This window comes from Actinoallomurus sp. NPDC050550 (assembly GCF_040655075.1).
In the GTDB taxonomy this organism is placed as follows: Bacteria; Actinomycetota; Actinomycetes; order Streptosporangiales; family Streptosporangiaceae; genus Actinoallomurus.
Window position 1 is genome coordinate 1 of record NZ_JBFAJC010000091.1, and the last position, 25,235, is coordinate 25,235.

The window sequence follows — 25,235 nt, forward strand, 5'->3', positions numbered from 1 at the left end:
ACTTCGATGTCCAGGACACATGAGTGCTCACTTGCCGGCGGCTACCAACCAACCCAGGAGTCTGCCGGATGGCAGGCTCCCAGAACTGATTAGGAGACTTCGGGTGGAGCACACGCCGCCTCCGGATACCCGGCAGGCGACCGACAGCGAGGCGATCGCGGCGTCCATCAGTGATCCGGAGAGGTTCTCTCAGGTCTTCGACCGACACTGGGACGAGGTCCACCGGTACGTGGTCCGCCGGCTGGGCCCCGAGCTCGCGGAGGACGTCAGCGCGGAGACCTTCGTCGTCGCCTTCCGCGCCCGCGGTCGCTACGACCTGAGCCGACCGGACGCACGCCCGTGGCTGTACGGCATCGCGACGAACCTCATCCGTGACCACCGCCGGGCCGAGGGCCGCCGACAGCGCACCCTGGCGAAGGCGAACGCCGAGTGGGTGAGCGCGCCGTTCGACGAGAGCAGCGACGCCCGGCTGACGGCCCAGCGGCTCGGTCCGCGGATCGCCTCGGTCCTGAGCCGCCTGTCGGCGCCGGAACGCGACCTGCTGCTTCTGATCGCCTGGGCCGACCTCACGTACGAGGAGGCAGCGCAGGCACTTGATCTGCCACTGGGCACGGTCCGATCCCGGCTCCATCGGGTTCGCGGGAAGCTCCGTCGGGCGTTCGGCGGAATCGACCCCTCACGTCTCCAGGAGGATTTCGCATGAGCGACGAGGAGATCGCGCTGGTGAGCCGGGTTCGTCCGAAGGATTCGGCGCAGGACGCAGGGGCGAAGGCCCGGGCGCGGGCACGACTGCACGCCGAGTTCACCGCCCCGTCGGAAGGTCGGCGCCGGGTGGCGCGCCCGCGCCGGGGCCGGCGGTTCCTGGCGGTGGGCGCGGCGGCCGCGGCCTGCGCGGCGGCGGGGATCGTCGTCGTGTCGACGGGCGGGCACAAGTCGTCCTCTCCGGCCGACGTGACGACGCGGACGCTGGAACTGGCGGCGGCGACCGTCGAGACCGGGGCACCCGCCGCCCGGCCGCGGCCGCAGCAGTGGGTCTACACGCTGAAGATGGAGAAGTACGCGCTCCAGAACGGCGACGTCGTCGGGCCCGATGCGGGGCTGCATGGCAAGGTGAAGGTCGAGGAATGGTGGCGGTTCGACGGCAAACGGACGGCGTCGTCCGTCCAGAACGGCAAGCTCACCGTCCAGGGAATCCTGCCGTCGATGAAGAGCCGGCCGCCGCGCCACAAAGAGCCCGGGGTCGACAACTACACCGGAGGCCCCGCCGTTGTGCGGAGCACACCGAACCACCTGTACGACTACGTCGCCGACCTGCCCACCACCCCTGGCGCGCTGCTCGCGCGGATCCGGCACGACAGCGGGGACGCGGGTCACGACGTGAGCACCTTCGGGAGCATCGCCCAGATCCTCAGCGACGACCGGCTCATGCCACCGAAGGCCAACGCGGCTCTCTACCGCGCGCTCGCGCTGATCCCCGGCGTACGGGTGGCGAAGGACGGCACCGACTACGCCGGCCGCCACGGCATCGCGGTGATCTTCGGTAACGGAAAGGGCGTCCAGGAGATCATCCTCGATCGGCGGACCTACCACTACATGGGCGACCCGACCGAGGCGATCCTCAGCTTCCGCGTGGTCGACGACGCGGGACAGCGCGGCTGACGACGGGTGGCTCACAGAGGCGGGGCCTCCCACGGGTGGTGGGTCGGTCAGGCACGACGACCGAGGTCGCCGTCGGCCTGACGGGCGCCGTCCTGCGGTGCGGGGCGGGGCACCGACTGCGGTCCTCCCGGCCGAGGCCGGGAGGACCGGTGCCTCTCAGGACGGTGGGAGCGCGGTCTCGATGGCGGCGCAGCGCCACCGGCCACGCCCGTGCTCCAGCCGTAGCGCGAGGGCGTGGACCCGCGGTCCGAAGGTCGCGATCGCGGTGACCTCCGCGACGCCCGGGGCGGGCGCGCAGACCCGGACCGTGCCGAGCCGCGGGACGCTCCGCGTCGGCATGCGGGCGGCGAACCCGTCCAGGTGCTCGAACAGCTCCGGCGTCGTACGGCCGGCCAGGTGGTGATAGGGGCGCAGGCCGGCCAGTACCTCCAGGACGAGCCGGGCGATGAGCCGCGCGTCGGTGCGTACGTCGGGCCGGCCGTCCCGTACGACGCCGAGCGGCGGCCGGGCCCGGCCTGGAGGTGGGCCGGAGTCCAGGGCGACGGCGAGTGAGCCGTACACGGCGATCTCGGGCGATGGGCCGGAGCCGTACGGGATCAACCGGATCGGGGCGGAGCGGCGTGCGGGTGGGGTTCTGCGCATGACGGGCCTCCCTTGGTGACTGCCGCGCGGGGAGGGCGGCAGCCACAAAGAGGCCCGAGAAGGCCCGGTGATACGTTCTGGCCGGATCCGGCCAGTCGTCGATCCGGCGGTGGGGCCGACACCGATACGACGCGTGCGCCGGCTGCGATGCGTGCCCCGGCTGCGATGCGTGCCCCGGCTGCGATGCGTGCCCCGGCTGCGGTGCGTGCGCCGGCTGCGACGCGTGCGCCGGCCGAGACCCGGGTGGCGGAACCGGCGTGCTCTTACCGGCGCGACGCCGGGCGGTTGCGCCGGGGGATCTCCAGGGCGCTGCGCAGTTGGTAGCGGTCGGCGCGATAGGTCGACACGGCGAGCTCGACGCACGTGCCGTTCATGAACGACCGGCGCTGGAGCAGGAGGACCGCGCTGCCGCGGGGCAGGTCGAGGAGCCGGGCGTCGGCGGCGTCCGCCAGGCCCGCCTCGATGGTCTGCTCACCCGCGTCGAAGACCACCCCGAAGCGCTTCTCCAGCACGTCGTACAGCGAGGCGTCGCCGAGGGGGGTGTCGAGCAGGTCCGGCGCCACGGTGGCCGGGATCTGGGAGCGCTCCACCGCCATCGGCTCCCCGTCGGCGGTACGCAGGCGCTCGATGACGTGGACGCCGGTGCCCACCGGGATGCCGAAGACCCGGGCGAGGTTGGTGTTGGCCTGCACGGTGCGGTGGTCGAGGTCGCGGGCGCCGGGTTCGAGGCCGCGGGCCCGCATGTCCTCGGTGAAGGAGACGAGCCGCAGCGGCATCTCGATCTTCGGTCGCGCCACGAACGTGCCCTTGCCGGGGACCCGGTACAGCCGGCCCTCGGTGACCAGGTGGTCGACCGCCTGGCGGACCGTCATCCGCGACAGCCCGAATCGCTGGCAGAGCTCGCGCTCCGACGGGATCGGAGCGTCGACGGGCAACTCCGCGTCGTCGATCAGCTCGAGGAGGATGCCGCGAAGCTGGAAGTACTTCGGAACGGGGCTGGTGGGGTCGATCTTCCCCATTGGGTACCTCTGGCAGGGATGTCGGGGGTTGAAGTATGGTTCAGACTGGTCTAGTCCGGACTAGACCACATGTCAGATCCCACTGTCAATGCAGGTCAGGGCTACGAAGCCGTAACGACAAGATCACAGGCGGAAAGATGGGAAAGTTCTGGTGAGCACCTCACGCATGCGGGCGGAGATCGGCGAGCAGCCCGCCGCCCTTCGCACCACCCTCGACGCACTGCTTCCCCGGATGCCCGAGATCGGCCTGTTGGCGCAGGACACCCGCCACGTGCTGTTCATCGCGCGCGGCTCCTCGGACAACGCCGCCGTGTACGGCAGCTACCTGATCCAGACCCACGCCGGGCGACTGGCGACCCTCGCCTCGCCGTCGGTGGCCACGACCTACAAGAAGCGGATCGACCTGTCCGGGGTCCTCGCTGTCGCGATCAGCCAGTCGGGCAAGACCGAGGAGATCGTCGAGTCGCTGGACTGGGCCGCCGACTGCGGCGCCCGTACGATCGCCGTCACCAACGGCGAGGGGTCGCCACTGGCGGAGGCCGCGCAGGTCGCGCTGGTCACGAAGGCCGGTGACGAGCTCGCGGTGCCCGCGACCAAGACCTACACCACCCAGCTGGCGGCGCTGGCCGTGCTCGGCATCGCGCTCGGGGCGGACGTGGACGTCGCGGACCTGCGCCGCGCGCCCGACGAGGTCGAGCGGCTCATCGCGGCCACCGAGGACTCCGGCAACCTGGCCCCGATCGTCGACGGGCTCTCGGGCGTCCCGGGAGTGGTGGTCTCCGGGCGCGGCATCGCGTACGGCACCGCCCTGGAGCTGGCCCTCAAGCTGAAGGAGGCGTGCTACCTGCACGCGATGGGCCTGTCCTACGCCGACCTGCTGCACGGCCCGATCGCCGTGGTCGACGACGAGACGCCCGCGCTCCTGGTCGCCGCCGACTCCGGCCCCACGCTGGCCGGCACGGTCGCGCTGGCCGAGCGGGTCGTCGCGGCCGGCGCCCGGGCGTACGGCGTCGGAGGCGGCAGTGCCCTGTCCGAAGCGACCTCATGTGCACTCCCTGGTCCGGATCTGCCAGAGTGGGTATCGCCCCTTGCCTTGATCGTGCCCGGCCAGCTGCTGACGGAGGCGCTGGCTCGCGGGCTCGGCATCGACCCCGATGTCCCGCGCGGTCTCGACAAGGTCACTCAGACGGATCAATGATTCAGGAGGACCACATGGCCGAGCGCCGTGTCCGGGTCGAGACGAAGGTAGGGCTACACGCCCGGCCGGCCGCGCTGTTCGTCCAGGCGGCGACGAGGACGCCCTTGGACGTCACCGTCGCCAAGCCGGGCAAGGACCCGGTCAACGCAAAGAGCATCCTGTCCGTCCTCGCCCTTGACGCCCAGCATGGCGAGGAGATCGTGATCAAGGCGGACGGCGACGGCGCCGACGCCGTGCTCGACGAGCTGGCGGGATTGGTGACCGAGCCGAGTGCCTGACGCCCTGCGCGGCACCGGGGTCAGCCCCGGCGTCGCGGCCGGGCCGGTGCGGTCGATCTCCGGGGCCGTGCCCGAACCACCCGCCGGCGAACGTCACACGGGTGACGCCGCCGCCGAACGCGCGCGTGCGCTCGCGGCGCTGGACGCCGTCGGCGCCGACCTGGAGGAGCGCGGCGCGCGTGCGGGCGGCGAGGCGCAGGAGGTCCTGGACGCCCAGGCCATGATGGCCCGTGACCCGGGGCTCGCCGACCTGGTCACCGGGAAGATCGACGATGGCGTGTCGGCACCGCGCGCGGTGTACGAGGCGTTCGGCGTCTTCCGCGCGACGCTGGTCGGCGCGGGAGAGTACATGGCGGCCCGGGTCGCCGACCTCGACGACATCCGGGACCGGGCCATCGCGGCCCTCTTGGGCGTGCCGGCCCCGGGCGTGCCGGACTCCGATGAGCCGTTCGTCCTGGTCGCGCGGGACCTCGCCCCGGCCGACACCGCCCTGCTCGACCCGGCCAAGGTCCTGGGGTTCGTCACCCGGGACGGCGGGCCGACCAGCCACACCGCGATCCTCGCCCGCGCGATGGGCGTGCCGGCCGTGGTCGCCTGCACCGGTTGTATGGATCTGCCCGACGGCACGGTCGTGCTCGTCGACGGGGCCTCCGGAGAGGTGCACCTGAATCCCGCCGACGAGGAGATCGCGGCCGCCCGGGCGGAGGCCGAGGCACGGGCCGCCGTGCTCGACGCGGCGCCCGGCCCCGGTACCACCGCCGACGGACACCGCATCCCGCTCCTCGCCAACGTCGGCGGGCCGAAGGACGTCGAGGCCGCGCTGGCCCGCGGCGCCGAGGGCGTCGGACTGTTCCGCACCGAGTTCCTCTTCCTGGGCCGTACGACGGCGCCCTCGGAGGAGGAGCAGGAGGCGGCCTACCGGGCCGTGCTGGAGGCGTTCCCGAGCGTCGTGGTCCGGACGCTCGACGCCGGGGCCGACAAGCCCCTCGCCTTCCTGCCGCCGCCGGGCGACGAGCCCAACCCGGCGCTCGGCGAACGCGGCCTGCGGCTCCTCCAGGATTACCCCGAGGTCCTCACCGGCCAGCTGCGCGCCCTCGCCCGCGCCGCCGAGGGTCTGGACGTCGAGCTCAGCGTGATGGCCCCGATGGTGGCCGACGCCGCGGAGACCCGCGCCTTCGCCGCGGCCTGCCGCGCGGCCGGCCTGCCCCGCGCCGGCATCATGATCGAGGTTCCGGCCGCGGCGCTGCGGGCCGCCGACCTCGCGGCCGAGGCCGACTTCTTCAGCCTCGGCACCAACGACCTTGCCCAGTACACCTTCGCCGCGGACCGGCAGATCGGCGCGCTGGCCCGGTTTCAGGACCCCTGGCAGCCCGCACTGCTCGACCTCGTGGCCATGGCCGCCGAAGCGGCGGCGGACGCGGGCAAGGGCTGCGGCGTCTGCGGCGAGGCCGCCGGCGACCCCGCGCTGGCCTGCGTGCTCACCGGCCTCGGCGTCACGTCGCTGTCGATGAGCGCCCCATCACTGCCCCACGTACGCGCCGCACTGTCCGCGCACACCCTGGACCAGTGCCGCCGCGCCGCCGACGCCGCCCGCCGCGCCACGGACGTCGACGGCACCCGTACGGCCGCCCGGACGGAACTCCCCGAGCTGGAGGCCCTCGGCCTGTAGCGGCCGGCCTGACCGCCGGGCGTGCTGCCCACGCCACCGTTCGCGCCGACCACGAGCAGGTCCTCGCCGGGCGTGAGCCGGAGTACGTCACGGAGCGTGCGCAGCGCGGTCACCCCCTCTCCCGCCCGGGGCGCCGGCCGGGGGACCGTGCGTACGCGGAGTTCCTCTGGGCCGCCGTACCTGTCGTATTCGACCGCGCGCATCATCGGGCCGTCTCCGCGTCCACGATGACGACCCGCTTGCCGCGGGTATGGGAGCCTGCCAGGTCTCGGTAGGCCTGCACCGCGTCGCTCAGCGGGTATGTCCAGGTCACCGGGTCGGGCAGGGTGCCGTCGAGGGCGTGGGCGGCGATCGTGGCCATCGTGTCGGGCTTGAGGTTCGTGGTGCCCATCACGGTGGTCACCGCCGGGTGGCTCGGCGTGCCCGGCGTGGTGCTGAGCAGGCGGCCGCCGGGGCGCAGCGCCCTGGTCGCCGTGATCACCTGCTCGCCCGTCAACGCCAGGTTCACCACCGCGTCGACGCCCCGGGGGTGACGGCTCAGGACCTCCTCGACCAGGTCCGCCTCCAGGTAATCGATCATCCCGGCGGCTCCCATGCCGCGTACGTACTCCCGGTCGTCCGCGGTTCCTGTGGCGATGACCTCGGCCTGTCCGGCCAGCAGCGGAACGACGACGCTGCCGATGCCGCCCGGCGCACCGATCACCAGGACCGTCTCGCCCGGCTGGAAGCGTCCGAGCTCGAGCACCGCGAGCCCGGTCATGCCGGTGCTCGGCAGGGCGGCAGCCGTGGCGGCGTTCAGTTTCGGCGGCCTTTTCGCCAGGTACGGGCCGGCCTGGATGACCGCGTATTCGGCCAGTGCTCCGGAGGTGACGGCGGGGATCCCCACTCCGGAGGCGAACGACGGGGGCGCTCCGAATCCGAACACCTCGTCGCCCACCTCGAACCCCTCCGTCCCGGGGCCGAGCCCGGTCACCGTGCCGGCGACGTCGAAGCCCGGGACGAACGGGAAGTCCAGCGGGACCATCTCCCGGATCGTGCCGGTGGTCAGCAGCAGGTCGGCCGGGTTGAGCGAGGCGGCCGCCACCCGGACCTGGAGCTGTCCGGGACCGGGCTCGGGAATCGGCAGGTCTTCGATGGCGAAGGTATCGGGCGCACCGTACGCCCGGACGACCAGAGCTTTCATGATCACCCTTTCGGCGAGACACTTTGTCCCGTGAGATGCATGCTGTCCGGGACGGTGCGGGGTGACCAGTCTCAGCCGTGCTGTTCTGTCTCAAGCTGGACAAGGAGCCGAAAGTGTCTCAGGAGAACGTCCGGGTCCGGCGCACACGCACGCTGCTCAGGCAGGCGTTGATCGAGCTCATCGAAGAGCGCGGGTTCGAGCGGGTCACGGTCGGACAGATCACCGAGCGGGCGATGGTGAGCAGGGCCGCCTTCTACCGCAACTACCGCGACAAGTACCAGCTGGTGGAGCAGATCTTCGAAGAGGCCATGGCCGAGGTGCGGGGCGCCATGGCGGACGGCCCGGACACTCCCGCGCTCGAGCGATGGACCGGATTCTTCGAACACATCGCCCGGTACCACCGCCTCTACGGTGCGCTGCTGGGCAGAAACGGCAGCAGTTGGTTCGCCGACAGGATGCGGGCGACCCTCGCCGGCATGGCCGCCGACCACCTGCCCCAGTCCGCGGACGACCTGGTCCCCACCCTCTTGGCGGGGATGCATCTCCAGGCCATCACGTGGTGGCTCGGCACCGGCAGATCCCTGCCACCGGAGGAGATCGCCGTACGGACGGCCAGGCTCGCCGCCGCCCTCATCGTCGAGGCCAACGCCGACGATGAGGCGACGGCACTGAACGCCGACATCCCGACGAAGGAGTCGACATGACCGTCCGTGCCGCCACGCCCAGGTCAGGTCGGCAGGGAACGTCACGGCGATAAGGCCGGTCGTGGCATAGTGCGCTGTCGGGCACTCGCAAGCGAGGACTGAGGCAGGGGAGCGGACGTGCGGATTCAGGGGGCGACGGCGCTGGTGACCGGCGCGAACCGGGGGCTGGGACAGGTGATGGCCCGGATGCTCCTGCAACGCGGCGCGCGGCGGGTCTACGCGGGCGCACGCGACCCTCGGGCGGTTGTCACGCCCGGCGTCATTCCGGTCCGCCTCGACGTTACGGATCCCGCCCAGGTGGCCGCGGCGACCGAGATGTGCGCCGATGTGTCCTTGCTGGTCAACAACGCTGGAGTGCTGACCGACAGCCCCCTGCTGGCCGCACCCGGTCTGGATGCCGCCAGAACGGAAATGGAGGTCAACTACTTCGGGACGCTCGCCATGTGCCGCGCCTTCGCACCGCTTCTCACCCGCAACGAGAGCGGCGCCATCGTCAACGTGCTGTCCATCGCGAGTTGGTTCACCAATGCGGCGATGGGCTCGTACTGCGCTTCCAAAGCCGCCGCCTGGGCCATGACCAACGGAATCCGCAGCGAACTCCACGACACGGGAATCCTCGTGGTCGGCGTACATTGCGGTTACATCGACACGGACATGGCCCGCCATGTCACCGGTGCCAAGAACACTCCGGAATCGATCGCCTCACAGGTGTTCGACGCCGTTGAGGCGGGCCGGACAGAGGTCCTCGCCGACGAACGGACCCGACAGGTCAAAGCGGCCCTGCATCTCGCCCCCGGCGAAACGGCTCCCGCCCCGCGCCCGTAGCGCGCCTCTCTCGCCCTCACCGCTGTGCTGGGCGCAGCAGCTGTGCCCGACCGTGCCGAGCGCCTTCCACCGTCTTCAGCCGGTGATGCGGCCGCCGGAGACGTCGATGGTGAGTCCGGTCAGCCAGGAGGCGGCGTCGGAGGCGAGGAACAGGGCGGTCTGGGCGACGTCGTCGGTGGTGCCGATGCGGCCCAGCGGGTGCATCGCGGCGACCTTCTCGCGTACCTCGGCGGGCATGCGGGCTTCGACCTTCTCGGTGGCGATGGTCGACGGCGCGATGCAGTTGACGCGGACTCCGCGCGGCCCGGCCTCGGCGGCCAGGTGGCGGGTGAGCATGACCAGCCCGGCGTTGGCGACGCCGTAGGCGAGGTTGGCCTGGCTCGGTTGACGTCCCGCGGCCGAGGACATCGTCAGGATCGTGCCGCGGCCGCGTTCGAGCATGCCCGGCAGGAACGCCTTGACGGTCAGGAACGCCGAGGTGAGGTCGGAGTCGAGGACCTCGCGCCAGCGCTCTTCGGTGAGGTCCTGGGAGGCGACGGGCATGCCCTGGCCGCCGGCGAAGGCGGCCAGCACGTCCACCGGGCCGAGCCGTGACTCGACCCGGTCGCGTACGGCCTCCAGGGCCGTGGCGTCCGTGACGTCGGCGGCGGCGTCGATCGCGGTGCCGCCGGCCTCGGTGATGCCGGCGACGACCGAGGCGAGGGCGCCCTCGTCGCGTCCGACGACGCAGACCTTGGAGCCCTGAGCGGCGAAGGCCCGGGCGGTCCGTGCGCCGATGCCGCGCGACCCGCCGGTGATGACGACGACCCTGCCGGCAAGGTCGGGATAGGTGGCGGTCATGGGAAGAGTCTCCTTATCACTGGTGGCGGGAGGGGCGGGTGCGCGGGAGCAGGGCGGCGACGGCCACCAGCCAGAGCAGGCCGCCGAAGCGGACGATCGGCAGGAGGAAGCCGAGGGAGAGGGTCGCCAGGGTGAGCACGGACAGCATCCCGGCGGCGGCCAGGACGAGGCCCGTCCAGGTCACGCCGCGCGGCAGCAGCCCGGAGAGCAGGCCGGTCACCGAGATCCCCGCGATGAGCATGGCGAACGTCACCACGTAGGCCGGGCCGCCGGCCAGGAAGGACAGGTCGGCGAGGGCGCGGGCCAGTGCGGGGTCGGCCTTGGCCGGCAGGCGGCCGCCGCTCCAGGCGGACATCGCGCTCAGCGTCAGCGCGCTGGAGGCCAGGACGCCGCCGACGAGGGTGATGGCCGACCCGGGCGCGGTGATGCCGAGGGCCCGGAGGCGTCGGTAGAGCACCGCCGCCGTGAGGGCGAGGGGCACGGCGGAGGCGAACAGCAGGAGGGCACCCACCTTGATCGCGGTGCCGTGGGACCGTGCGTAGTCGAGGACCGCGAGTCCGGAGGCGTCCGGATGGGGCGTGGCCCGGTTGGCGGCGACGTAACCGATGGTCAGCGTGGTGAAGGCGAGGACGGGGGCGAGCAGTGGGGGACCGGCCTGCGGGCGGCGACCGGTGCCGGGGGCGGTGGTCATGATGTCTCCTCGATGCGAAACCGTGTACACAACATAATCATTACAACTCAGAACGATTGTCAAGTGTATATAGTGTTCGTGTGAGCACGGATCGCAGACCTGAAGGACCCCCGGCCCAGGGCGGGGCGGCGTTCCTGCTGGCTCAGCTGGGGTCCCACGCGGCCCGGCTGTTCGCCGACCGGATCGCCACGCTGGACCTCACGCCCCCGCAGGCCGGCCTGCTGCGGATGCTGGCCGCGAGCCCAGGCCGCAGCCAGCGCGAACTCGCCGACGATCTCGGCATGCCGCCGAGCCGCTTCGTTCCGTTCGCCGATGAGCTCGAGGGGCGCGGCCTGATCGAGCGCCGGAAGAATCCGAACGACCGGCGTTCGCACGCGCTGTACCTGACCGAGAAGGGCAGTGGGCTGCTGGCCGAGCTCCGGGAGGTGGGCATGGCGCACGAACGGGACATCTGCGCGGCGCTGTCCGCCGACGAACATCGCGAGCTGGTCGCGATGCTCCGGCGCGTCGCCGAGCAGCAGGGCCTCACCCTGGGTGTACACCCCGGCTACCGCTCGGCGTAGCGTCGCTCGACCGGTGCGGTTGCCGGATGCCGGTCCCATGGTTAGCGTCGTGCGGGATGTGAAGCGGCTTCCGGGGGAGGGCGGGACAGTGAGACGGACCGGCGGTCTGCGGCTCCTGGCCGCCGTCGCCGCGGTCACCATGGCCGCGTCGGTGTCCGCGTGCGGGTCCGACGCGCGCTCCGATGACGGGCCCGCACGGCGCACGGCAGCGGGAAACCGGACCACGAAGAGCGCCCGTCCCGGCCCCGACCCGGTCGTCGCGCTCGTCCGGCGGATGAGCACGGCGGACAAGGTCGGCCAGCTGTTCATCCCGACCGTCCAGGGCACCACCGCGTCCGCCGCCGCCGCGATGATCGGGCAGTACCACCCGGGCGGCGTCATCTACTTCCCGGAGAACCTGCGCACCGCGCGGCAGACCGCGACGCTGTCCAACGGCCTGCAGCGCGCGGCGATGAAGGCCGGGGTCCCCCTGCTCGTCGGCACCGACGAGGAGCAGGGCATCGTCTCCCGCGTGCCGTACATCACCCGGTTCCCGACGAACAAGGCGCTGGCCTCCACGAAGAACCCCGACGACGACGTACGTACGGCGGCTCGCGTCACCGGCCAGGAGCTGCGCGCGATCGGCATCAACCAGGACTTCGCGCCGGTCTCCGACGTCAACGTCAATCCGCGCAACCCGGTGATCGGCGTCCGGTCGTTCGGCGCGGACCCGCAGAAGGTCGCCCACCTCGTCGGCGTCGCGGTCGACGCCTACCGGGCGACCGGGGTCATCGCGACCGCCAAGCACTTCCCCGGGCACGGCGACACCGCCACCGACAGCCACACCGGCCTGCCGGTGATCAAGCATTCGATGGCGACCTGGCAACGCCTGGACGCGCCGCCGTTCAAGACCGCCATCGCCCACCACGTCGACATGATCATGACGGCGCACATCGTCGTCCCCGGCCTGGATGACTCGGGTGATCCGGCCACCATGTCCAAGACGGTCCTGACGGGCCTGCTCCGCCAGAAGCTCGGCTACGACGGGGTCGTGGTGACCGACTCCCTCAGCATGGCCGGGGCGACGATGAAGTACGGCGCGCCGCAGGCTGCGGTCCGTGCCGTACGGGCCGGCGCGGACATGCTCCTCATGCCGCCCTCCCTGAGCAGCGCCTACCGCGCCGTGCTGGCCGCGGTGCGGTCGGGGCAGATCCCGCAGAGCCGGCTCGACCAGGCGGTGACCCGCATCCTGCGGATGAAACAGGAGCGGGGGTTGTTCCGCTCGCCGTACGTCGATGTCTCGCAGGCCGCCCGGATCGTGGGTTCGGCGGAGCACCGTACGGCCGCGCGCGGGGTCGCGGCCCACGTTCGATCAGGTCGTTGACGATCACGTGACATCGGAACCGTTGACGCGCGTCCCTGTGCGGAACTAAGTTCCAGAGGCTGGTCTCATCCAGTCATTTTCTTTCTATTCGTCTTCGGGGGCGGACGGAAGGAGTCTCGATGTCCCGTCGCCGACGGCTCGCCGCGATCAGCACGGCGTCGCTCGTGGCCATCGCCGGACTGGGTGCGGGGAGTGCCCAGGCGGCATCCGCGCCCGGCAAGGACCAGAGCGTCCTGCGGGTCCTCCGCAAGATGAGCCTTGAGGAGAAGGTCGCCCAGCTGTTCGTCCTGCAGGTGTACGGCACGAGCGCCGATACCAAGGACCCGGCCGCCGTCGCGGCCAACCAGAAGCTGTACGGGGTGGACAACGCCGAGCAGCTGATCGACAAGTACCACCCCGGCGGCATCATCTACTACTCCGTCGACCCGCCCAACCTCGCGAGCCCCCAGCAGGTCGCGCACCTGTCCAACGGGATCCAGCACGCCGCCATGCGGCAGCGGGTGCCGATCCCGATGACCATCGTCACGGACCAGGAGCAGGGCAGCGTGGTGACCCGCGTGCCGGCTCCGTTCACGCAGTTCCCCGGCAGCCAGGCCCTCGGGGCCGGGCGCACGCCGCGCGACGCGTACACCACCTCCAAGATCACCGGCCAGGAGCTGCGGGCGATCGGCATCAACACCGACTACGCCCCGGACTCCGACGTCAACGTCAACCCGGCGAACCCGGTGATCGGGGTCCGGTCGGTCGGCTCCGACCCGACGCTGGTCTCGAAGTTCGTGGCGGCCGAGGTCGACGGCTACCGGGCCTCGGGCGTCATTCCGACCGCCAAGCACTTCCCGGGCCACGGCGACACCGACACCGACAGCCACACCGGCGTGCCGATCATCAACCACACGAAGGAGCAGTGGGAGAAACTCGACCTGCCGCCCTTCAAGGCCGCCATCGCGCACGGCGTCGACTCGATCATGACGGCGCACATCATCGTCCCGGCGCTGGACCCGTCCGGTGACCCGGCGACGCTGTCCAAGCCGATCCTCACCGGCATCCTCCGCGACAAGCTGCACTTCAAGGGCGTCATCGCCACCGACGCCCTCGCCATGCAGGGCGTCCGCGACAAGTACGGCGACGACCGCGTCCCGGTGCTGGCCATCAAGGCGGGCGCGGACGAGCTCGAGAAGCCGCCGGTTGACGCCAAGGGCAACGGCCTGTACGACCTGCAGTTCCACGCGGTGGTCAACGCCGTGAAGAACGGGGAGCTCACCGAGTCCCGGATCGACCAGTCGGTCTACCGGCTCCTGGAGCTGAAGAAGACGCACGGCATGTTCACGAACCCGTACGTCGACGAGAGCAAGGTCGCCTCGCGGGTCGGCACGGCCGCGCACCTCGCCACCGAGCAGCGCGTCACTGACCGGACGACCACCCTGGTCAAGAACGACGCCCTGCCGCTGAAGAAGGACGGCCGCAAGGTCCTGGTGACCGGCTGGGGCGTCTCGACCACCCAGACGCTCGCCGACGACATCCACAAGCGGGGCCCGGCCACGACGGTGTACCAGACCGGCGCGAGCCCCTCGCAGGCGACGATCGACCAGACCGTGGCCAAGGCCAAGGACAACGACGTCGTCGTCGTGACCACCAACCGCGCCTGGGACGTCTCCACCGAGTCCGGCCACAACGGGCCGGGCCAGGCGAACCTCGTCAAGGCGCTGGTGGCCACCGGCAAGCCGGTCATCGTGGCGGCGGTACGCGACGCGTACGACATCGCCTACTTCACCGACGCCAAGACCTACCTCGCCACCTACGGCTACACGCCGGCGTCGCTGGAGTCGCTGACCAAGGTGCTGTTCGGCGAGATCAGCCCCCAGGGCAAGCTGCCCGTAACGATCCCCGCCGCCGGCGACCCGAAATCGACTCTCTACCCCTTCGGCACGGGCCTGACCTTCCGCAAGTAGTCCGCCCCGCCTCCCGCCCCATCGATGTCCGGATCGATGGGGCGGGGTGGGCGTCGACGCCCCTGGACCGGGCGTGGGACGGCGGGACCCCGCCGGCCGCCGTCCCACGCCCGTGATCGATGAACACCACTCCCGGCTTCGGCGAAGCACGGAAGGACGCCGATCTTCGGGAACTCCATGCCCCTCTCCGGCCAGGTATGGGGAGACGTTGATCAACGACGTCCTTTCCCCGGCGCCGCGATGGCGCCTGAAGGCAAGGAGTGGGAATGGTCAAGAGGACGCTGGTCGGGCTGGGAGCCCTGGCCCTGGTCGCGACGGGGCCCGTGCCGCACGCCTGGGCGACGGCACCGGCCCCGCCGGTCAAGGTCGAACCGGCGCAACGCGGGCACGGGCCGTCCCATCGCGGAATGGAGATCCAACGCAAGGGGAAGACGCCGAAGTTCTCGCGGCTGACGCGGACCAGGGCGGCGGGCGAGCACAAGCTGCAGGCCACGGTGCTCGACCGCAAGGGCGTGGCCGCCACGACGGACGAGGTGGACAGCCTGTTCATCTGGCCGCTGAACGGCGACGCCCCGTCCCTGGCCGACGTCGTGAACGGGCACGCCGAGGGGTCGTTGCCCCCCGGTGACTACGCGATCCACGCGATCGTGAAGACGTCGAACCCGGACGGCACAACGTCCAAGTCGCTCATCTACCTGCCGAAGGTGACGGTGGCCGGCGACGTGTCGCTCACACTGGACGCCCGGAAGGCCAACCCCGTCCACGTGGAGGTGGACAAGGCAGGGGCGAAACCGGCCGGGACCGTCGTCTGGATCTCCCAGCGGCTCGGCGGCGTGTTCCACGACGTCGCGGAGATCGACGGGGACGATCTCTATGTCGCCCCGGCCGCCGCGGAGGGCGGCGTCGAGTACGAGTTGCAGTCGCTGCTGACCCAGGATGGTGAGGAAAAGGGCAGCCCGTACTCGTACAACGTCGCGCGGAAGGCGGCGGGCATCCCCACGGACCCGAATCTGAGCGCCCGGACGAAAGATCTGGCGGCCGTGCAGACCGGATACGCCGGCGAGGGCCAACCCGCCTGCGCCCAGGAATATGGGGGTGTCGACTTCGGAAGCAGCGCCGTCGCCTTCTCCTACACGGAGACGGGAGGCCTGCCGGCGACGCGGACCGAGTACTACACCCCCGGGTTCGACTGGAACCTGGATCAGCTCGTCACCACTTCGGAATGCGATTTCACGTCCTACGACGTCCAGTTCCGCAACGAGAACTTCCCGAAGGCGGGGACGTACACGCGGAGTTGGAACAAGGGTCCTTTCGGCCCGGCGGATGCTGAACTGACCCTGGACACGGGCGATGGGACGGGGTATTCGGCGGCGATGCTGTCCGGGCCCAGCGGGCTGAGCAGCGCCGGGAGCTACTCCTTCATGAAGGGCGACTCGACGCTCCGCAGCGTGAGCGGCGAGGTGATCGGTGCGAGCCTCGTTCCGGGGTACGGCCAGATCTGGGCGCGCCCGGCACCGGGCAAATACACCCTCACCACCAACGCCACCCGGACGGCGCCGTGGTCGAACCTGGCGACGAGCCAGCACGTCGTCTGGGACGTCACCGTGGGCAGGGACAACGTCATCAAGCTGCCGACCGTCCAGTACCAGACGGCGCTGGACGACACGAACCAGGCGCGGGCGGACACGACGCAGACCCTGACGCTGGCGCCGCAGCAGGCGAAGGCCGGAGCCAAGCCGTCGCTGTGGACGTCCTTCGACGACGGCAAGTCCTGGACGCCGGTCTCCCTCCGCGCCGACGGTGACCTGTGGGTGGCGTCCTTCCGTAACCCCGCCAAGGGATTCGTCTCCCTGCGGACGAAGATCGACGGCGCGGTCGACCAGACCGTGATCCGCGCCTACGGCATCCGCTGACGCCGAACCGCATGACGTGACGGCCCTCTGCCCCTCGCGGCGAGGGCCGTCACCGTACCCGGCTCACTCGCGTACGGTCACGCCTGCGCGGCGGAGGGCCAGGCGGGTGGCGCCCAGCGTGCCGTCGTGGGCCACGGACGCCTCGACGCCGAACCGCTCGTGGAGTCCGGCGCGTACGGCGTCGGCGACCGGCCCGCTCTCCAGCAGGGAACCGGCCACCACGACGCCCGGACGGCCCCGTGACCGGGTGGTCTCCTCCAGTGCGGGGCGTATGGCGTCGACGTCGGCGAGGAGCCAGTCCGCGGCCTCGGCGACGATCCGCCGGGCCACCTCGTCGCCCGCCGATGCGGCGGCGGTGACCAGTGGGGCCAGTCTGCCGAGCCCGGCGGGCGGCCCGCCGTACACCTCTTTGAGGATCGCCTGCGGGAGCGCGGCTCCCGAGGACATCGACGCTCCGGTCGTGTCGCCGGTGCCGACGGTCAGCGTCTTGAGGTCGAGCTCCGCGAGGAGCGGCGCGGCGGCCTCCCCGAGCAGCAGTCTCGGCACGCTCTCGGCCAAGGTGGTGGGGGCACCGCGCCCGTCGTACGCGCGCAGCGCCGCGCGAACCGCCTCGGTGCCGATCCACACCCCCGACCCCTCGTCCCCGACCAGCCAGCCGTAGCCGTCGGCGCGGCGGACGAGGACACCGTCGTCGACCACGGCGGCGCCGGCCCCCGTGCCCGCGAAGATCACCAGCCCGGCCGGCTCGGGGCTCGCCGCGGCGAACGCGATCGCGATGTCGGTGACCACTTCCGGTTGTCCCGGGATGCCCAGCGCCCGCCACGCGGCGTTCGCGGCGGCGACCGCCTTCGGCCGCCCCGCCGACCCGGCGCCCGCGATGCCGAAAACACCGCCTACTATCTGTAGCGGGTCCAGGTCGCCCAGGGCGGCCTGCACCGCCGTGGTCAGTGCACCGGCCGGGTCGGCGCTGGAGTTAGGATTGGCGCCAGGGCCACGGCCACGACCAGCGACAACGCCGTCGACAGTGACGATCGTGGCACGAGTGTTGGTGCCGCCCGCGTCCACGCCCAAGGCGTACGGACCCCTCACGTTAGAGCACACACTGTGACCGTAGGACATCGCATATTGACAGTGAATCATTTTCGTAAGAAAATTTCCTCCATGAGCAAGGTCGGGCCCGACCCCGGGCCGGCGGCCGACGGTGCGAGCGCCTCGCTCAGCACGGTCGTTCGCGTTCGTTCCCTGTTGCCCTCTCTGCCCCCCGCTGAAGCGCGTGTAGCCCAGCGCGTCATCGAGGATCCGGAGGCGGTGGCCAACTCCACCATCACCGAGCTGGCGCAGGCCTGCGGGACCTCGGAGACCACGGTCATCCGGTTCTGCCGCGCGATCGGCTTCGCCGGCTACCCGGAGCTGCGGCTGACCCTGGCCACCGAGGCCGGGCGCGCCCAGGGGGTCACCGGTGGGCGCGTCGTCGGCAGCGACATCAGCACCGACGACACGCTCCAGCAGGTCGTGGAGAAGATCTCCTTCGCCGACGCGCGGGCCGTCGAGGAGACCGCCAACCAGCTCGACATCGAGGCGCTCGAGCGGGTCGTCGCGGCGATCGTCGACGCGCGCCGGGTCGACATCTACGGCGTGGGCGCCAGCGCCTTCGTCGCCCTGGACTTCCAGCAGAAGCTGCACCGCATCGGGCGCACCTCCTACGGCTGGTCGGACGCGCACATCATGCTCACCAGCGCGGCCGTCCTGGAGCCCGGTGACGTCGCGGTCGGCATCTCGCACACCGGCACCACGGTGGACACGATCGACGCGCTCAACGTCGCGAAACGGCGCGGCGCGACCACGGTCGCGCTGACCAACTTCCCGCGCTCGCCGATCGCCGAGGTCGCCGACTACGTCCTGACCACGGCGGCCCGGGAGACCACCTTCCGGTCGGGCGCGACGGCGAGCCGGCTCGCCCAGCTGACCGTCGTGGACTGCGTCTTCGTCGGCGTCGCACAGCGCACGTACGAGCCGACCCGTGAGCATCTGGAGGCGACCCGTGAAGCGGTCCGGGTCCGCCGTGTGGGATCGGATCGGAGGCGCCGGTGACCGATCGCCTCTCCGTAGGGGTATTGCAGGGGGTCCCCACCGAGGGTCGCAATCCGCGCACCGTCGACATCGATCTGCTGCCCACCCTCGACGTGCTCCGTCTCATCAACGCCGAGGACGAGCAGGTGCCCGGTGCGGTGGCGAAGGTGCTGCCGCAGGTCGCCAAGGCCGTCGACCTCGCCGTCGACGCGCTGCGCGGCGGCGGGCGCGTGCACTACTTCGGCGCCGGCACCTCCGGGCGGCTGGCGGTGCTGGACTCCGCCGAGCTCCCGCCGACGTTCGGCATCGAGCCGGGCCTCGTCGTCGCCCACCACGCGGGCGGGCTCGGCGCGCTGTCCCAGGCGATCGAGGACGTCGAGGATGACGAGGACCTCGGGGCCCGTGACGCCGAGGACGTGCGCGTCGGCGAGTTCGCCGTGGGGATCACCGCGAGCGGCCGCACGCCGTACGTCGTGGGCGCGCTGCGCGCCGCTGCGGAGCAGGGCGCTCACACCGCGTTGATAAGCTCGAACCCGGCCGCGGCATTCGGTGCCGAGGTCGACGTCAACATCGCCGTGGAAACCGGGCCCGAGGCCGTGACCGGCTCGACCCGGATGAAGGCGGGCACCGCCACCAAGCTGGTGCTCAACGCCATGTCCACGGCCGCGATGGTGCGGCTCGGCCGCACCTACTCCAACCTCATGGTCAGCGTGAACGCGCTCAATTCCAAGCTGCGCGGCCGCGTGATCAAGATCCTGGTCGAGGCGACCGGTCTGGACGCCGAGACGTGCGCGGCGGCGCTGGCGAGTGCCGGCGGCGACACGCGCACCGCGTTGCTGTCCCTGTTGTGCGACGTCCCCCCCGACCACGCGGCCGAGGCGCTGGCGGCGGCGGGGGGCTCCGTACGGGACGCCATGCGCGGGATCCGGCCTGAGGTCTAGTCAGACGTCGGGGGCAGCTGAGAAAGGGGTCATCCTCCTGATGCGGAAGTTCTGCACGCTTGTCGCGGCGCTCGGCGTCGCCTTCGCTCTCCCGGCGTGCGCACCGAGCACGAACAGTGGCGGTGGCAAGGTCCACCTCACGGTCCTGTCGTGGCGTCCCGAGGACACCGCGGGATACAAGAAGATCTTCGCCGCGTACGAGAAGAAGCACTCGAAGGTGACGATCGACTTCAAGCCGATCAAATCCACCGACTATCTGACGGTGCTGCCGAACGAGCTGAAGAAGTCGATGGGCGGACCCGACGTCGTCCAGCTGAAGCCGTACGGACCGCTGCAGTCCTACATCAAGGCGGGCAACCTCGTGCCGCTCGACGGCCAGGTGAGCACCAGCGGCTGGCCGGACAAGGTCCTGCAGGCCGCCAAGGGCAAGGACGACGGCAAGCTGTACGGCGTCCCGTACGCCCTGCAGACGCTGCAGGTCATCTACAACAAGAAGATCTTCGCGGACCAGAAGATCGACCCGCCGAAGACGTGGGCCGACTTCACCGCCGCCTGCGACAAGCTCAAGAAGGCCGGCATCACCCCGCTGGCCACGAGCGGTCTGCAGCCGTGGGTCCTCGCCATCGACCACCAGATCTTCGGCGCGACCCGGTTCGGCGGCAACGACTTCGAGCAGGCCGCCCTCACCGGGAAGAAGAACTTCACCGACCCGGACTACACGGCCTCGCTGTCGACCGTCACGAGCCTGAAGTCGTACTTCCCCGACAAGGTCGCCGCCGTCGACTACCCGGACGCGCAGACGCTGTTCACCAGCGGCAAGGCCGCGATGTACCCGGGCGGATCGTACGAGGTCGGGCCGTTCACCAAGACGTCGCCGGACCTGCAGCTCGGGTTCTTCGACGCCCCGCCCGCGCCCGGCGCCAAGGTCAACCAGCCGCTCACCTCCGGCTACGTCGACGGGTCGTACGGAGTCAACGCCCACTCCGAGCACAAGGCCGAAGCCACCGAGCTGGTGAAATGGATGGCGACGCCCGAGTTCGGGCAGCTGTACGCCGGCACGCTCAAGCAGATCTCGACCGTGCCCGGCACGACGCCCGGCGACCCGCTGCTCGCCCAGGCGTACCAGAACTATCAGTCTCACGGAGCGACCTACATGATGGTCGTCGACTTCGGCTACGGGAACCCGCTCGGCCGTGACCAGGAGGGGCTGGCCCTGCAGAAGATGCTGGGCGGCACCTCGGCCGCGGACGCGGGCAAACTCGTCCAGAAGGGCATTTCAGCGTGGTTCAAGCCCAGCGGAGGCTGAGGCGTCCGGTCGGCACCGGCGGCGGGCGACCCCGCCGCCGGGTCCTGCTGACCTTCCTGCTGCCCGCTCTGGCGCTGTACACGGTGTTCATCGTCTATCCGCTGATCTCCGCCGCGCAGTACAGCGTGTACTCCTGGGCGGGGAACAAGCAGACCGGCTTCGCCGGCCTGGCGAACTTCCGTGACCTGTTCACCAAGTACCCGCTGAGCGAGCAGGTGTGGCGCGCACTCGGCCACAACGCCCTGTTCTTCATCGGCACGATGCTGATCCAGACCACCCTCGGACTGACGTTCGCGGTGCTGCTGCACAAGTCGCGGCGGGGCAAGCGGTTCCTGCAGACCGCCTACACGCTGCCGCACCTGGTCAGCCCGATCGTCGTCGGCTACCTGTGGTCGATCATGCTCAACCCGCAGTTCGGCGCGGTCAACGCCGCACTGCGCGGCGTCGGCCTCGGCTCGCTCGCCCAGCCGTGGCGCGGCGACCCGCACCTGGCGCTGCCCGTGGCGATCGTCGTGAACGCCTGGCAGTGGGTCGGCTTCCCGATGCTGCTCTTCGGCGCCGCCCTCGCCGGAATCCCCGACGAGTACGAGCAGGCCGCCCGCGTCGACGGCGCGTCGTCGTGGAAGGTGTTCCGGCGGATCACGCTGCCGCTCCTCACACCCGTGATGGGCATCGTGACCGTGCTGACCTTCATCGGCACCTTCAACGTGCTCGACCTGATCTACGCGCTGCAGGGCTCCCAGGGCAACCCGCAGTACGCCACCGACGTCCTCGGCCTGGTGTTCTACCGGACGGCGTTCGAGAACCCCGACCCGAACGCCATCGGCCAGTCCTGCGCGCTCGCCGTCTGCATGTTCGTCCTGATCTTCGGGGTCTCGCTGGTGGCCAACCACGTCTTCCGCAGAATGGAGGAACGCGTGCGATGAGCAGCACACTCACGGTCCGTAAACCGACCGCCGTGGCCGCGGCCACGCGGACCTTCCGCAAGCGCCCGCGAGTCGGCGGGGTGGCCTCGGTCCTCCTGCTGTGGACGTACGCCCTGGCGGCCCTCGCGCCGCTGATCATCATGGCGTTCAACTCGCTGCGCACCGAGAAGGACCTGGCGAACCAGCCGCTCGGCCTGCCCCTCCACCCGGCGTTCGAGAACTACGCCCACGCCTGGTCCGAGGGCAACTTCAGCACCTACTTCGTGAACTCCGTGGTGATCACGGTGAGCTCCGTGGTCCTCGGCACCGGAGTCTCCGTGCTCGCCGCCTACCCGCTGGGGCGCTACCGTTTCCGCGGCCGCGGGGTGCTGTCGTCGTACTTCCTCGCCGGCCTCATGCTGCCCATCCGGCTCGGCGCCGTTCCGGTGTTCTACCTGGTCAACTCGCTCACGACGGCGCTGCCGGGGGTCGACTCCCGGTTCTGGCTGATCTGCGTGTACGCGGGGAGCGGCGTGCCGTTCTCGGTCTTTGTGCTGACGGCGTTCTTCCGGCAACTGCCGATGGAGCTGGAAGAGGCGGCCCGCATCGACGGCGCGGGCGAGCTGCGGCTCTTCGCGCGGATCATGGTGCCGATGGTGCGGCCCGCGCTCACGACCGTGGCGTTGTTCCAGTTCATCCCGCTCTGGAATGACTTCTTCTTCCCGCTGGTGTTGCTGAAGGACGACCAGTACACGCTGCCGACCGGCCTGACCCGGTTCTTCGCCGAGTTCGAGGCCGCCCACGCGCAGCTGTCCGCCGGGTTGGTGATTACGACGATCCCACTCGTGCTGCTCTTCCTGGTGGCCACCAAACAGATCGTCGCCGGCCTCACAGCTGGAATGTCCAAATGATCCTCCCGATACTTTTGGTCTGACCACCGAAATCGGTTGGTGCGCCCCCGCTGATCTCGCGTAACGACATCGTCCGACGGGGTGGGCGCCGGTCGGGGCGCCGTGGGCACGGACCGAGGGAGCGATGGGAATGACACACCTGGACGCGCGGCCGCTGCTGTTCGTCATCTCCGGACCCAGTGGGGCCGGGAAGGGGACGGCCCTGCGCTTCCTCACGGAGCGGTCCCTGCTGCGACGCATCCCGACGTACACGACACGTGAGCCCCGCGAGCACGAGACGCCGGGCGTCGACTACAACTTCGTGACCGAGGACGAATTCTTCAGGCTGCATGACGAAGGCGCGATCTTCGAGTACACCCGCACCTACGCGGCCGACTACTACGGCTCGCCGAAGTGCCTGCTGGCCGGGGACGACCCCGACGCCCTGCTGACCGAACTCGATCCCAGCGGCCTCGTCCGGGTACGGACCGCCTCGCAGCGCCGCGTGATCGGGATCTTTGTCACGACCAGCTCCGAGGAGGAGCTCCGGCACCGGCTGCTGCTGCGGGGCCAGGGCGGCGAGGCGGCCCAGCGGCTGCGCATCCGCACCGACCAGCTCACCTGGGCGTGGGTGTACGACTATGTCCTTGTGAACGACGACCGGGAGCGCTTCTTCCGAGACCTGGAGATCGTCGTCCGCAGCGAGTTGATCAGGAACGAAGGCGCCAGGCGGATGCTCGACTTGAAGACGGAATCCAATCCCACGCTCCAGGAGAGAAGCTAGTGTTCTGCGCCTGAAATTCGTCGGAAAAATCGGGCGAGGGATTCGAGGATTTCGTCGGCGGTCTTGGTCCAGATGAACGGTCGCGGGTGGGTGTTCCAGTCGGCGATCCAGTCGCGGATGTCGGCCTCCAGCGCCTGGACGCTTTTGTGGACTCCGCGGCGGATCATCTGGTCGGTGAGGAATCCGAACCAGCGTTCGACCTGGTTGATCCAGGAGGAGCCGGTCGGGGTGAAGTGCATGTGGAAGCGGGGATGGCGGGCCAGCCATGCTTTGATCGCCAGGGTCTTGTGGGTGCCGTAGTCGTCGCAGCTCAAGTGGATGTCCAGCTCGACCGGAACGGTCTTGTCGATGGCGGCCAGGAACTTCTTGAACTCGCTCGCGCGGTTCTCATCGGTGCACAGCACCACCGCCTTCTCCGGCGGGTCGTGGTAGAGCTTGGCGAACCGGTTGCGCCACTTGGACACCGTGTCGGGGTGCACCCCCAACTCGGCGGCGATGTCCTTATTGCTCTTCCCACCGGCACACGCCAACACGATCTTCGACCGCATCGCGCCAGCACCTGCGAAGACTTCGCCCACCGCGCCCACCGCCGCAGTACCGCCCGCTCCTCCTCAGTCACGGTCAACTCGGCATTTGTCACGGGCACGCCGGGAGGCGTGGTGCCAGCCCCCGGGCGTCAACAGCCTGGCAAGGACCGCTGACTATGAGTCGGGAGAAAACAGACACACCTTCCCGACCATGCAGAACTTAGTCTTTGTGGTGCCATTAAGGCAGCTTTGCATTCTCGCTCAATATTTACAAGACCGAGTCTTGTCCCGCGTGAGGCCGACCGATCCGCAGGCATCGCCTGCGACGAACCGGATCACAGGCATCAGGCCCATCGGAGTTGCACGTGCCAAGCAGGTCAACCGGCGGGCATGAGTCCAGCCGATCAGTGGGCCGACGTGTGCCAGGGCCTAGAGCCGGATGACATGCGTCGCAGCGGAGAACCGCGGGACGTAGGTCGGCCTGCAAGGCCAGATGATGCGGGCCGGAGCGATCGGGCCCGGTTCGGCGAAGACGCCGATGCCGATCATCTCCGTGCCCGGCCGCCAGGGTCCCGGTCGGCGTCTAACACCGGTTTCGCGGGCAAGGTCCATCTGATCGTGCCGCTTCACACGCTGCTCGGCATGGCGGAGCAGCCCGGCGAAGTTCCCGGCCACGGCGCGGTCCCGGCCTCGGTGGCGCGCGCGATCGCGGCCACGGCCACTGGGCGGCCCTGGTGTTACACCGTGATCGACCAGTCCGGGTGTGCCGTCGGCCACGGCCACATTCCGTCACCTCTTGACGGTGACGATGCGACGAGCCGAGAAGCCCTGACCGGCCTGATCACCGCACATCTCGGTGGTCTCGAGACGCGCCATGGCTGCGGGCATGGGCCCAACTCGGCCGACGGTCCGGACAATCGACACATCCAGGGTGCCTACCGGCCGCCGGAGGCCCTGCGTCACAGGGTCGAGGTCCGAGACCGTACGTGCAGATTCCCGACCTGTCGAAGACCGGCAGAAGCCTGCGACCTCGACCACACGGTTCCGTACGACGAGGACGGAGCGACGTGCGATTGCAACCTCGCGCCGCTGTGCCGGAAACACCATCGGCTGAAACAGTCAGCGGGATGGGCATTGCTTCACCCGGAGCCGGGACGACTGATCTGGGTGACACCCACCGGGCGGAAATACCTCGTCAGTCCGGACCCGTACGCATAGAGGGCGTCAGTTCCCTGAGTCAACTTGGGCTGGCGACGTTGCTGCTGGATCGCCCGTCATAATCGGTGTCGTGTCTGCGTATGCTCAGGGTCGCTGGG

Annotated in this window: 24 protein-coding genes and 1 pseudogene; 17 read left to right on the top strand and 8 right to left on the bottom strand. The window is 70.4% G+C overall.

What is annotated here, in order from left to right; all coding sequences use genetic code 11:
• Positions 1-103 precede the first annotated feature (103 nt).
• Together AB0I04_RS52640 and AB0I04_RS52645 are read left to right on the top strand one after the other, a co-directional pair.
• Positions 104-703, top strand: coding sequence for an RNA polymerase sigma factor (locus tag AB0I04_RS52640; protein WP_360903726.1), 600 nt, complete (start codon positions 104-106; stop codon positions 701-703).
• Entirely contained in the window at positions 700-1,659 is a 960-nt protein-coding gene (locus AB0I04_RS52645) for a CU044_5270 family protein (RefSeq protein WP_360903729.1), read from the top strand. The genes AB0I04_RS52640 and AB0I04_RS52645 overlap by 4 nt, the downstream gene beginning before the upstream one ends.
• 156 nt (positions 1,660-1,815) lie before the next feature.
• Here AB0I04_RS52645 and AB0I04_RS52650 read toward each other — a convergent pair whose 3' ends face one another.
• Together AB0I04_RS52650 and AB0I04_RS52655 are read right to left on the bottom strand one after the other, a co-directional pair.
• Positions 1,816-2,301, bottom strand: coding sequence for an Rv3235 family protein (locus AB0I04_RS52650; RefSeq protein ID WP_360903732.1), 486 nt, complete (start codon positions 2,299-2,301; stop codon positions 1,816-1,818).
• Between the two features lie 263 nt (positions 2,302-2,564).
• On the bottom strand, positions 2,565-3,320 hold the full coding sequence (locus tag AB0I04_RS52655) for a GntR family transcriptional regulator (protein ID WP_360903735.1): 756 nt from the start codon (positions 3,318-3,320) through the stop codon (positions 2,565-2,567).
• A gap of 166 nt (positions 3,321-3,486) precedes the next feature.
• Here AB0I04_RS52655 and AB0I04_RS52660 point away from each other — a divergent pair, with 166 nt between their 5' ends.
• Genes AB0I04_RS52660 through ptsP form a run of 3 tightly spaced genes read left to right on the top strand, consistent with a single transcriptional unit; the run spans position 3,487 to position 6,465 of the window.
• Positions 3,487-4,518 (top strand): SIS domain-containing protein, encoded by a 1,032-nt coding sequence (locus AB0I04_RS52660; RefSeq protein ID WP_360903794.1) that lies wholly within the window; start codon positions 3,487-3,489, stop codon positions 4,516-4,518.
• 14 nt (positions 4,519-4,532) lie between these two features.
• Positions 4,533-4,796: an HPr family phosphocarrier protein gene (locus AB0I04_RS52665; protein WP_360903738.1), complete on the top strand. Its 264-nt coding sequence runs from the start codon at positions 4,533-4,535 to the stop codon at positions 4,794-4,796.
• Complete coding sequence (gene ptsP, locus AB0I04_RS52670; RefSeq protein WP_360903741.1) at positions 4,789-6,465, top strand: phosphoenolpyruvate--protein phosphotransferase; 1,677 nt, start codon at positions 4,789-4,791, stop codon at positions 6,463-6,465. Before AB0I04_RS52665 ends, ptsP begins: the two co-directional genes overlap by 8 nt.
• A gap of 202 nt (positions 6,466-6,667) precedes the next feature.
• Here ptsP and AB0I04_RS52675 read toward each other — a convergent pair whose 3' ends face one another.
• Positions 6,668-7,648 (bottom strand): NADP-dependent oxidoreductase, encoded by a 981-nt coding sequence (locus tag AB0I04_RS52675; protein WP_360903744.1) that lies wholly within the window; start codon positions 7,646-7,648, stop codon positions 6,668-6,670.
• Between the two features lie 113 nt (positions 7,649-7,761).
• Here AB0I04_RS52675 and AB0I04_RS52680 point away from each other — a divergent pair, with 113 nt between their 5' ends.
• Both AB0I04_RS52680 and AB0I04_RS52685 read left to right on the top strand, forming a co-directional pair.
• Positions 7,762-8,352, top strand: coding sequence for a TetR/AcrR family transcriptional regulator (locus tag AB0I04_RS52680; RefSeq protein WP_360903747.1), 591 nt, complete (start codon positions 7,762-7,764; stop codon positions 8,350-8,352).
• 117 nt (positions 8,353-8,469) lie between these two features.
• Complete coding sequence (locus tag AB0I04_RS52685) at positions 8,470-9,177, top strand: SDR family oxidoreductase (protein WP_360903749.1); 708 nt, start codon at positions 8,470-8,472, stop codon at positions 9,175-9,177.
• 75 nt (positions 9,178-9,252) lie between these two features.
• Here the strand turns inward: AB0I04_RS52685 and AB0I04_RS52690 are convergent, their stop codons facing one another.
• Positions 9,253-10,017 (bottom strand): SDR family NAD(P)-dependent oxidoreductase, encoded by a 765-nt coding sequence (locus tag AB0I04_RS52690; protein ID WP_360903752.1) that lies wholly within the window; start codon positions 10,015-10,017, stop codon positions 9,253-9,255.
• A 16-nt stretch (positions 10,018-10,033) separates the two neighbouring features.
• Positions 10,034-10,708, bottom strand: coding sequence for a DUF4386 domain-containing protein (locus AB0I04_RS52695; protein WP_360903755.1), 675 nt, complete (start codon positions 10,706-10,708; stop codon positions 10,034-10,036).
• A gap of 80 nt (positions 10,709-10,788) precedes the next feature.
• Between AB0I04_RS52695 and AB0I04_RS52700 the strand changes: the two genes are divergently transcribed.
• The 4 genes from AB0I04_RS52700 (at position 10,789) to AB0I04_RS52715 (ending at position 16,496) form a co-directional block, all read left to right on the top strand.
• The gene (locus AB0I04_RS52700; RefSeq protein ID WP_360903758.1) at positions 10,789-11,271 is read left to right on the top strand and encodes a MarR family transcriptional regulator; all 483 of its coding nucleotides are present in this window, start codon (positions 10,789-10,791) and stop codon (positions 11,269-11,271) included.
• An 88-nt stretch (positions 11,272-11,359) separates the two neighbouring features.
• The gene (locus tag AB0I04_RS52705; RefSeq protein ID WP_360903761.1) at positions 11,360-12,634 is read left to right on the top strand and encodes a glycoside hydrolase family 3 N-terminal domain-containing protein; all 1,275 of its coding nucleotides are present in this window, start codon (positions 11,360-11,362) and stop codon (positions 12,632-12,634) included.
• 119 nt (positions 12,635-12,753) lie between these two features.
• On the top strand, positions 12,754-14,583 hold the full coding sequence (locus AB0I04_RS52710) for a glycoside hydrolase family 3 protein (RefSeq protein ID WP_360903764.1): 1,830 nt from the start codon (positions 12,754-12,756) through the stop codon (positions 14,581-14,583).
• 266 nt (positions 14,584-14,849) lie between these two features.
• Positions 14,850-16,496, top strand: coding sequence for a hypothetical protein (locus tag AB0I04_RS52715; protein WP_360903767.1), 1,647 nt, complete (start codon positions 14,850-14,852; stop codon positions 16,494-16,496).
• Between the two features lie 63 nt (positions 16,497-16,559).
• On the opposite strand, the gene AB0I04_RS52720 is transcribed toward AB0I04_RS52715, so the two are convergent.
• Complete coding sequence (locus tag AB0I04_RS52720; protein WP_360903770.1) at positions 16,560-17,597, bottom strand: BadF/BadG/BcrA/BcrD ATPase family protein; 1,038 nt, start codon at positions 17,595-17,597, stop codon at positions 16,560-16,562.
• Positions 17,598-17,657: 60 nt separating this feature from the next.
• Here AB0I04_RS52720 and AB0I04_RS52725 point away from each other — a divergent pair, with 60 nt between their 5' ends.
• From AB0I04_RS52725 to AB0I04_RS52750, 6 genes are all read left to right on the top strand, one after another.
• Positions 17,658-18,587, top strand: coding sequence for a MurR/RpiR family transcriptional regulator (locus tag AB0I04_RS52725; protein ID WP_360903773.1), 930 nt, complete (start codon positions 17,658-17,660; stop codon positions 18,585-18,587).
• Positions 18,584-19,507 carry an N-acetylmuramic acid 6-phosphate etherase gene (gene murQ / locus AB0I04_RS52730; protein ID WP_360903776.1) on the top strand — a complete coding sequence of 308 codons (924 nt, stop codon included), beginning with the start codon at positions 18,584-18,586 and terminating at the stop codon, positions 19,505-19,507. Before AB0I04_RS52725 ends, murQ begins: the two co-directional genes overlap by 4 nt.
• A 40-nt stretch (positions 19,508-19,547) precedes the next feature.
• Positions 19,548-20,813 carry an extracellular solute-binding protein gene (locus AB0I04_RS52735; RefSeq protein ID WP_360903779.1) on the top strand — a complete coding sequence of 422 codons (1,266 nt, stop codon included), beginning with the start codon at positions 19,548-19,550 and terminating at the stop codon, positions 20,811-20,813.
• Complete coding sequence (locus AB0I04_RS52740) at positions 20,789-21,739, top strand: sugar ABC transporter permease (RefSeq protein ID WP_360903782.1); 951 nt, start codon at positions 20,789-20,791, stop codon at positions 21,737-21,739. Before AB0I04_RS52735 ends, AB0I04_RS52740 begins: the two co-directional genes overlap by 25 nt.
• On the top strand, positions 21,736-22,629 hold the full coding sequence (locus AB0I04_RS52745; protein WP_360903785.1) for a carbohydrate ABC transporter permease: 894 nt from the start codon (positions 21,736-21,738) through the stop codon (positions 22,627-22,629). Before AB0I04_RS52740 ends, AB0I04_RS52745 begins: the two co-directional genes overlap by 4 nt.
• A 130-nt stretch (positions 22,630-22,759) precedes the next feature.
• Positions 22,760-23,392, top strand: coding sequence for a hypothetical protein (locus AB0I04_RS52750; protein WP_360903788.1), 633 nt, complete (start codon positions 22,760-22,762; stop codon positions 23,390-23,392).
• Here the strand turns inward: AB0I04_RS52750 and AB0I04_RS52755 are convergent.
• Together AB0I04_RS52755 and AB0I04_RS52760 are read right to left on the bottom strand one after the other, a co-directional pair.
• A pseudogene (locus tag AB0I04_RS52755) lies at positions 23,389-24,038 on the bottom strand (transposase). The gene AB0I04_RS52750 and the pseudogene AB0I04_RS52755 sit on opposite strands and share 4 nt — an antisense overlap.
• Before the next feature lie 310 nt (positions 24,039-24,348).
• Complete coding sequence (locus AB0I04_RS52760) at positions 24,349-24,594, bottom strand: hypothetical protein (protein ID WP_360903791.1); 246 nt, start codon at positions 24,592-24,594, stop codon at positions 24,349-24,351.
• Between the last annotated feature and the right edge of the window lie 641 nt (positions 24,595-25,235).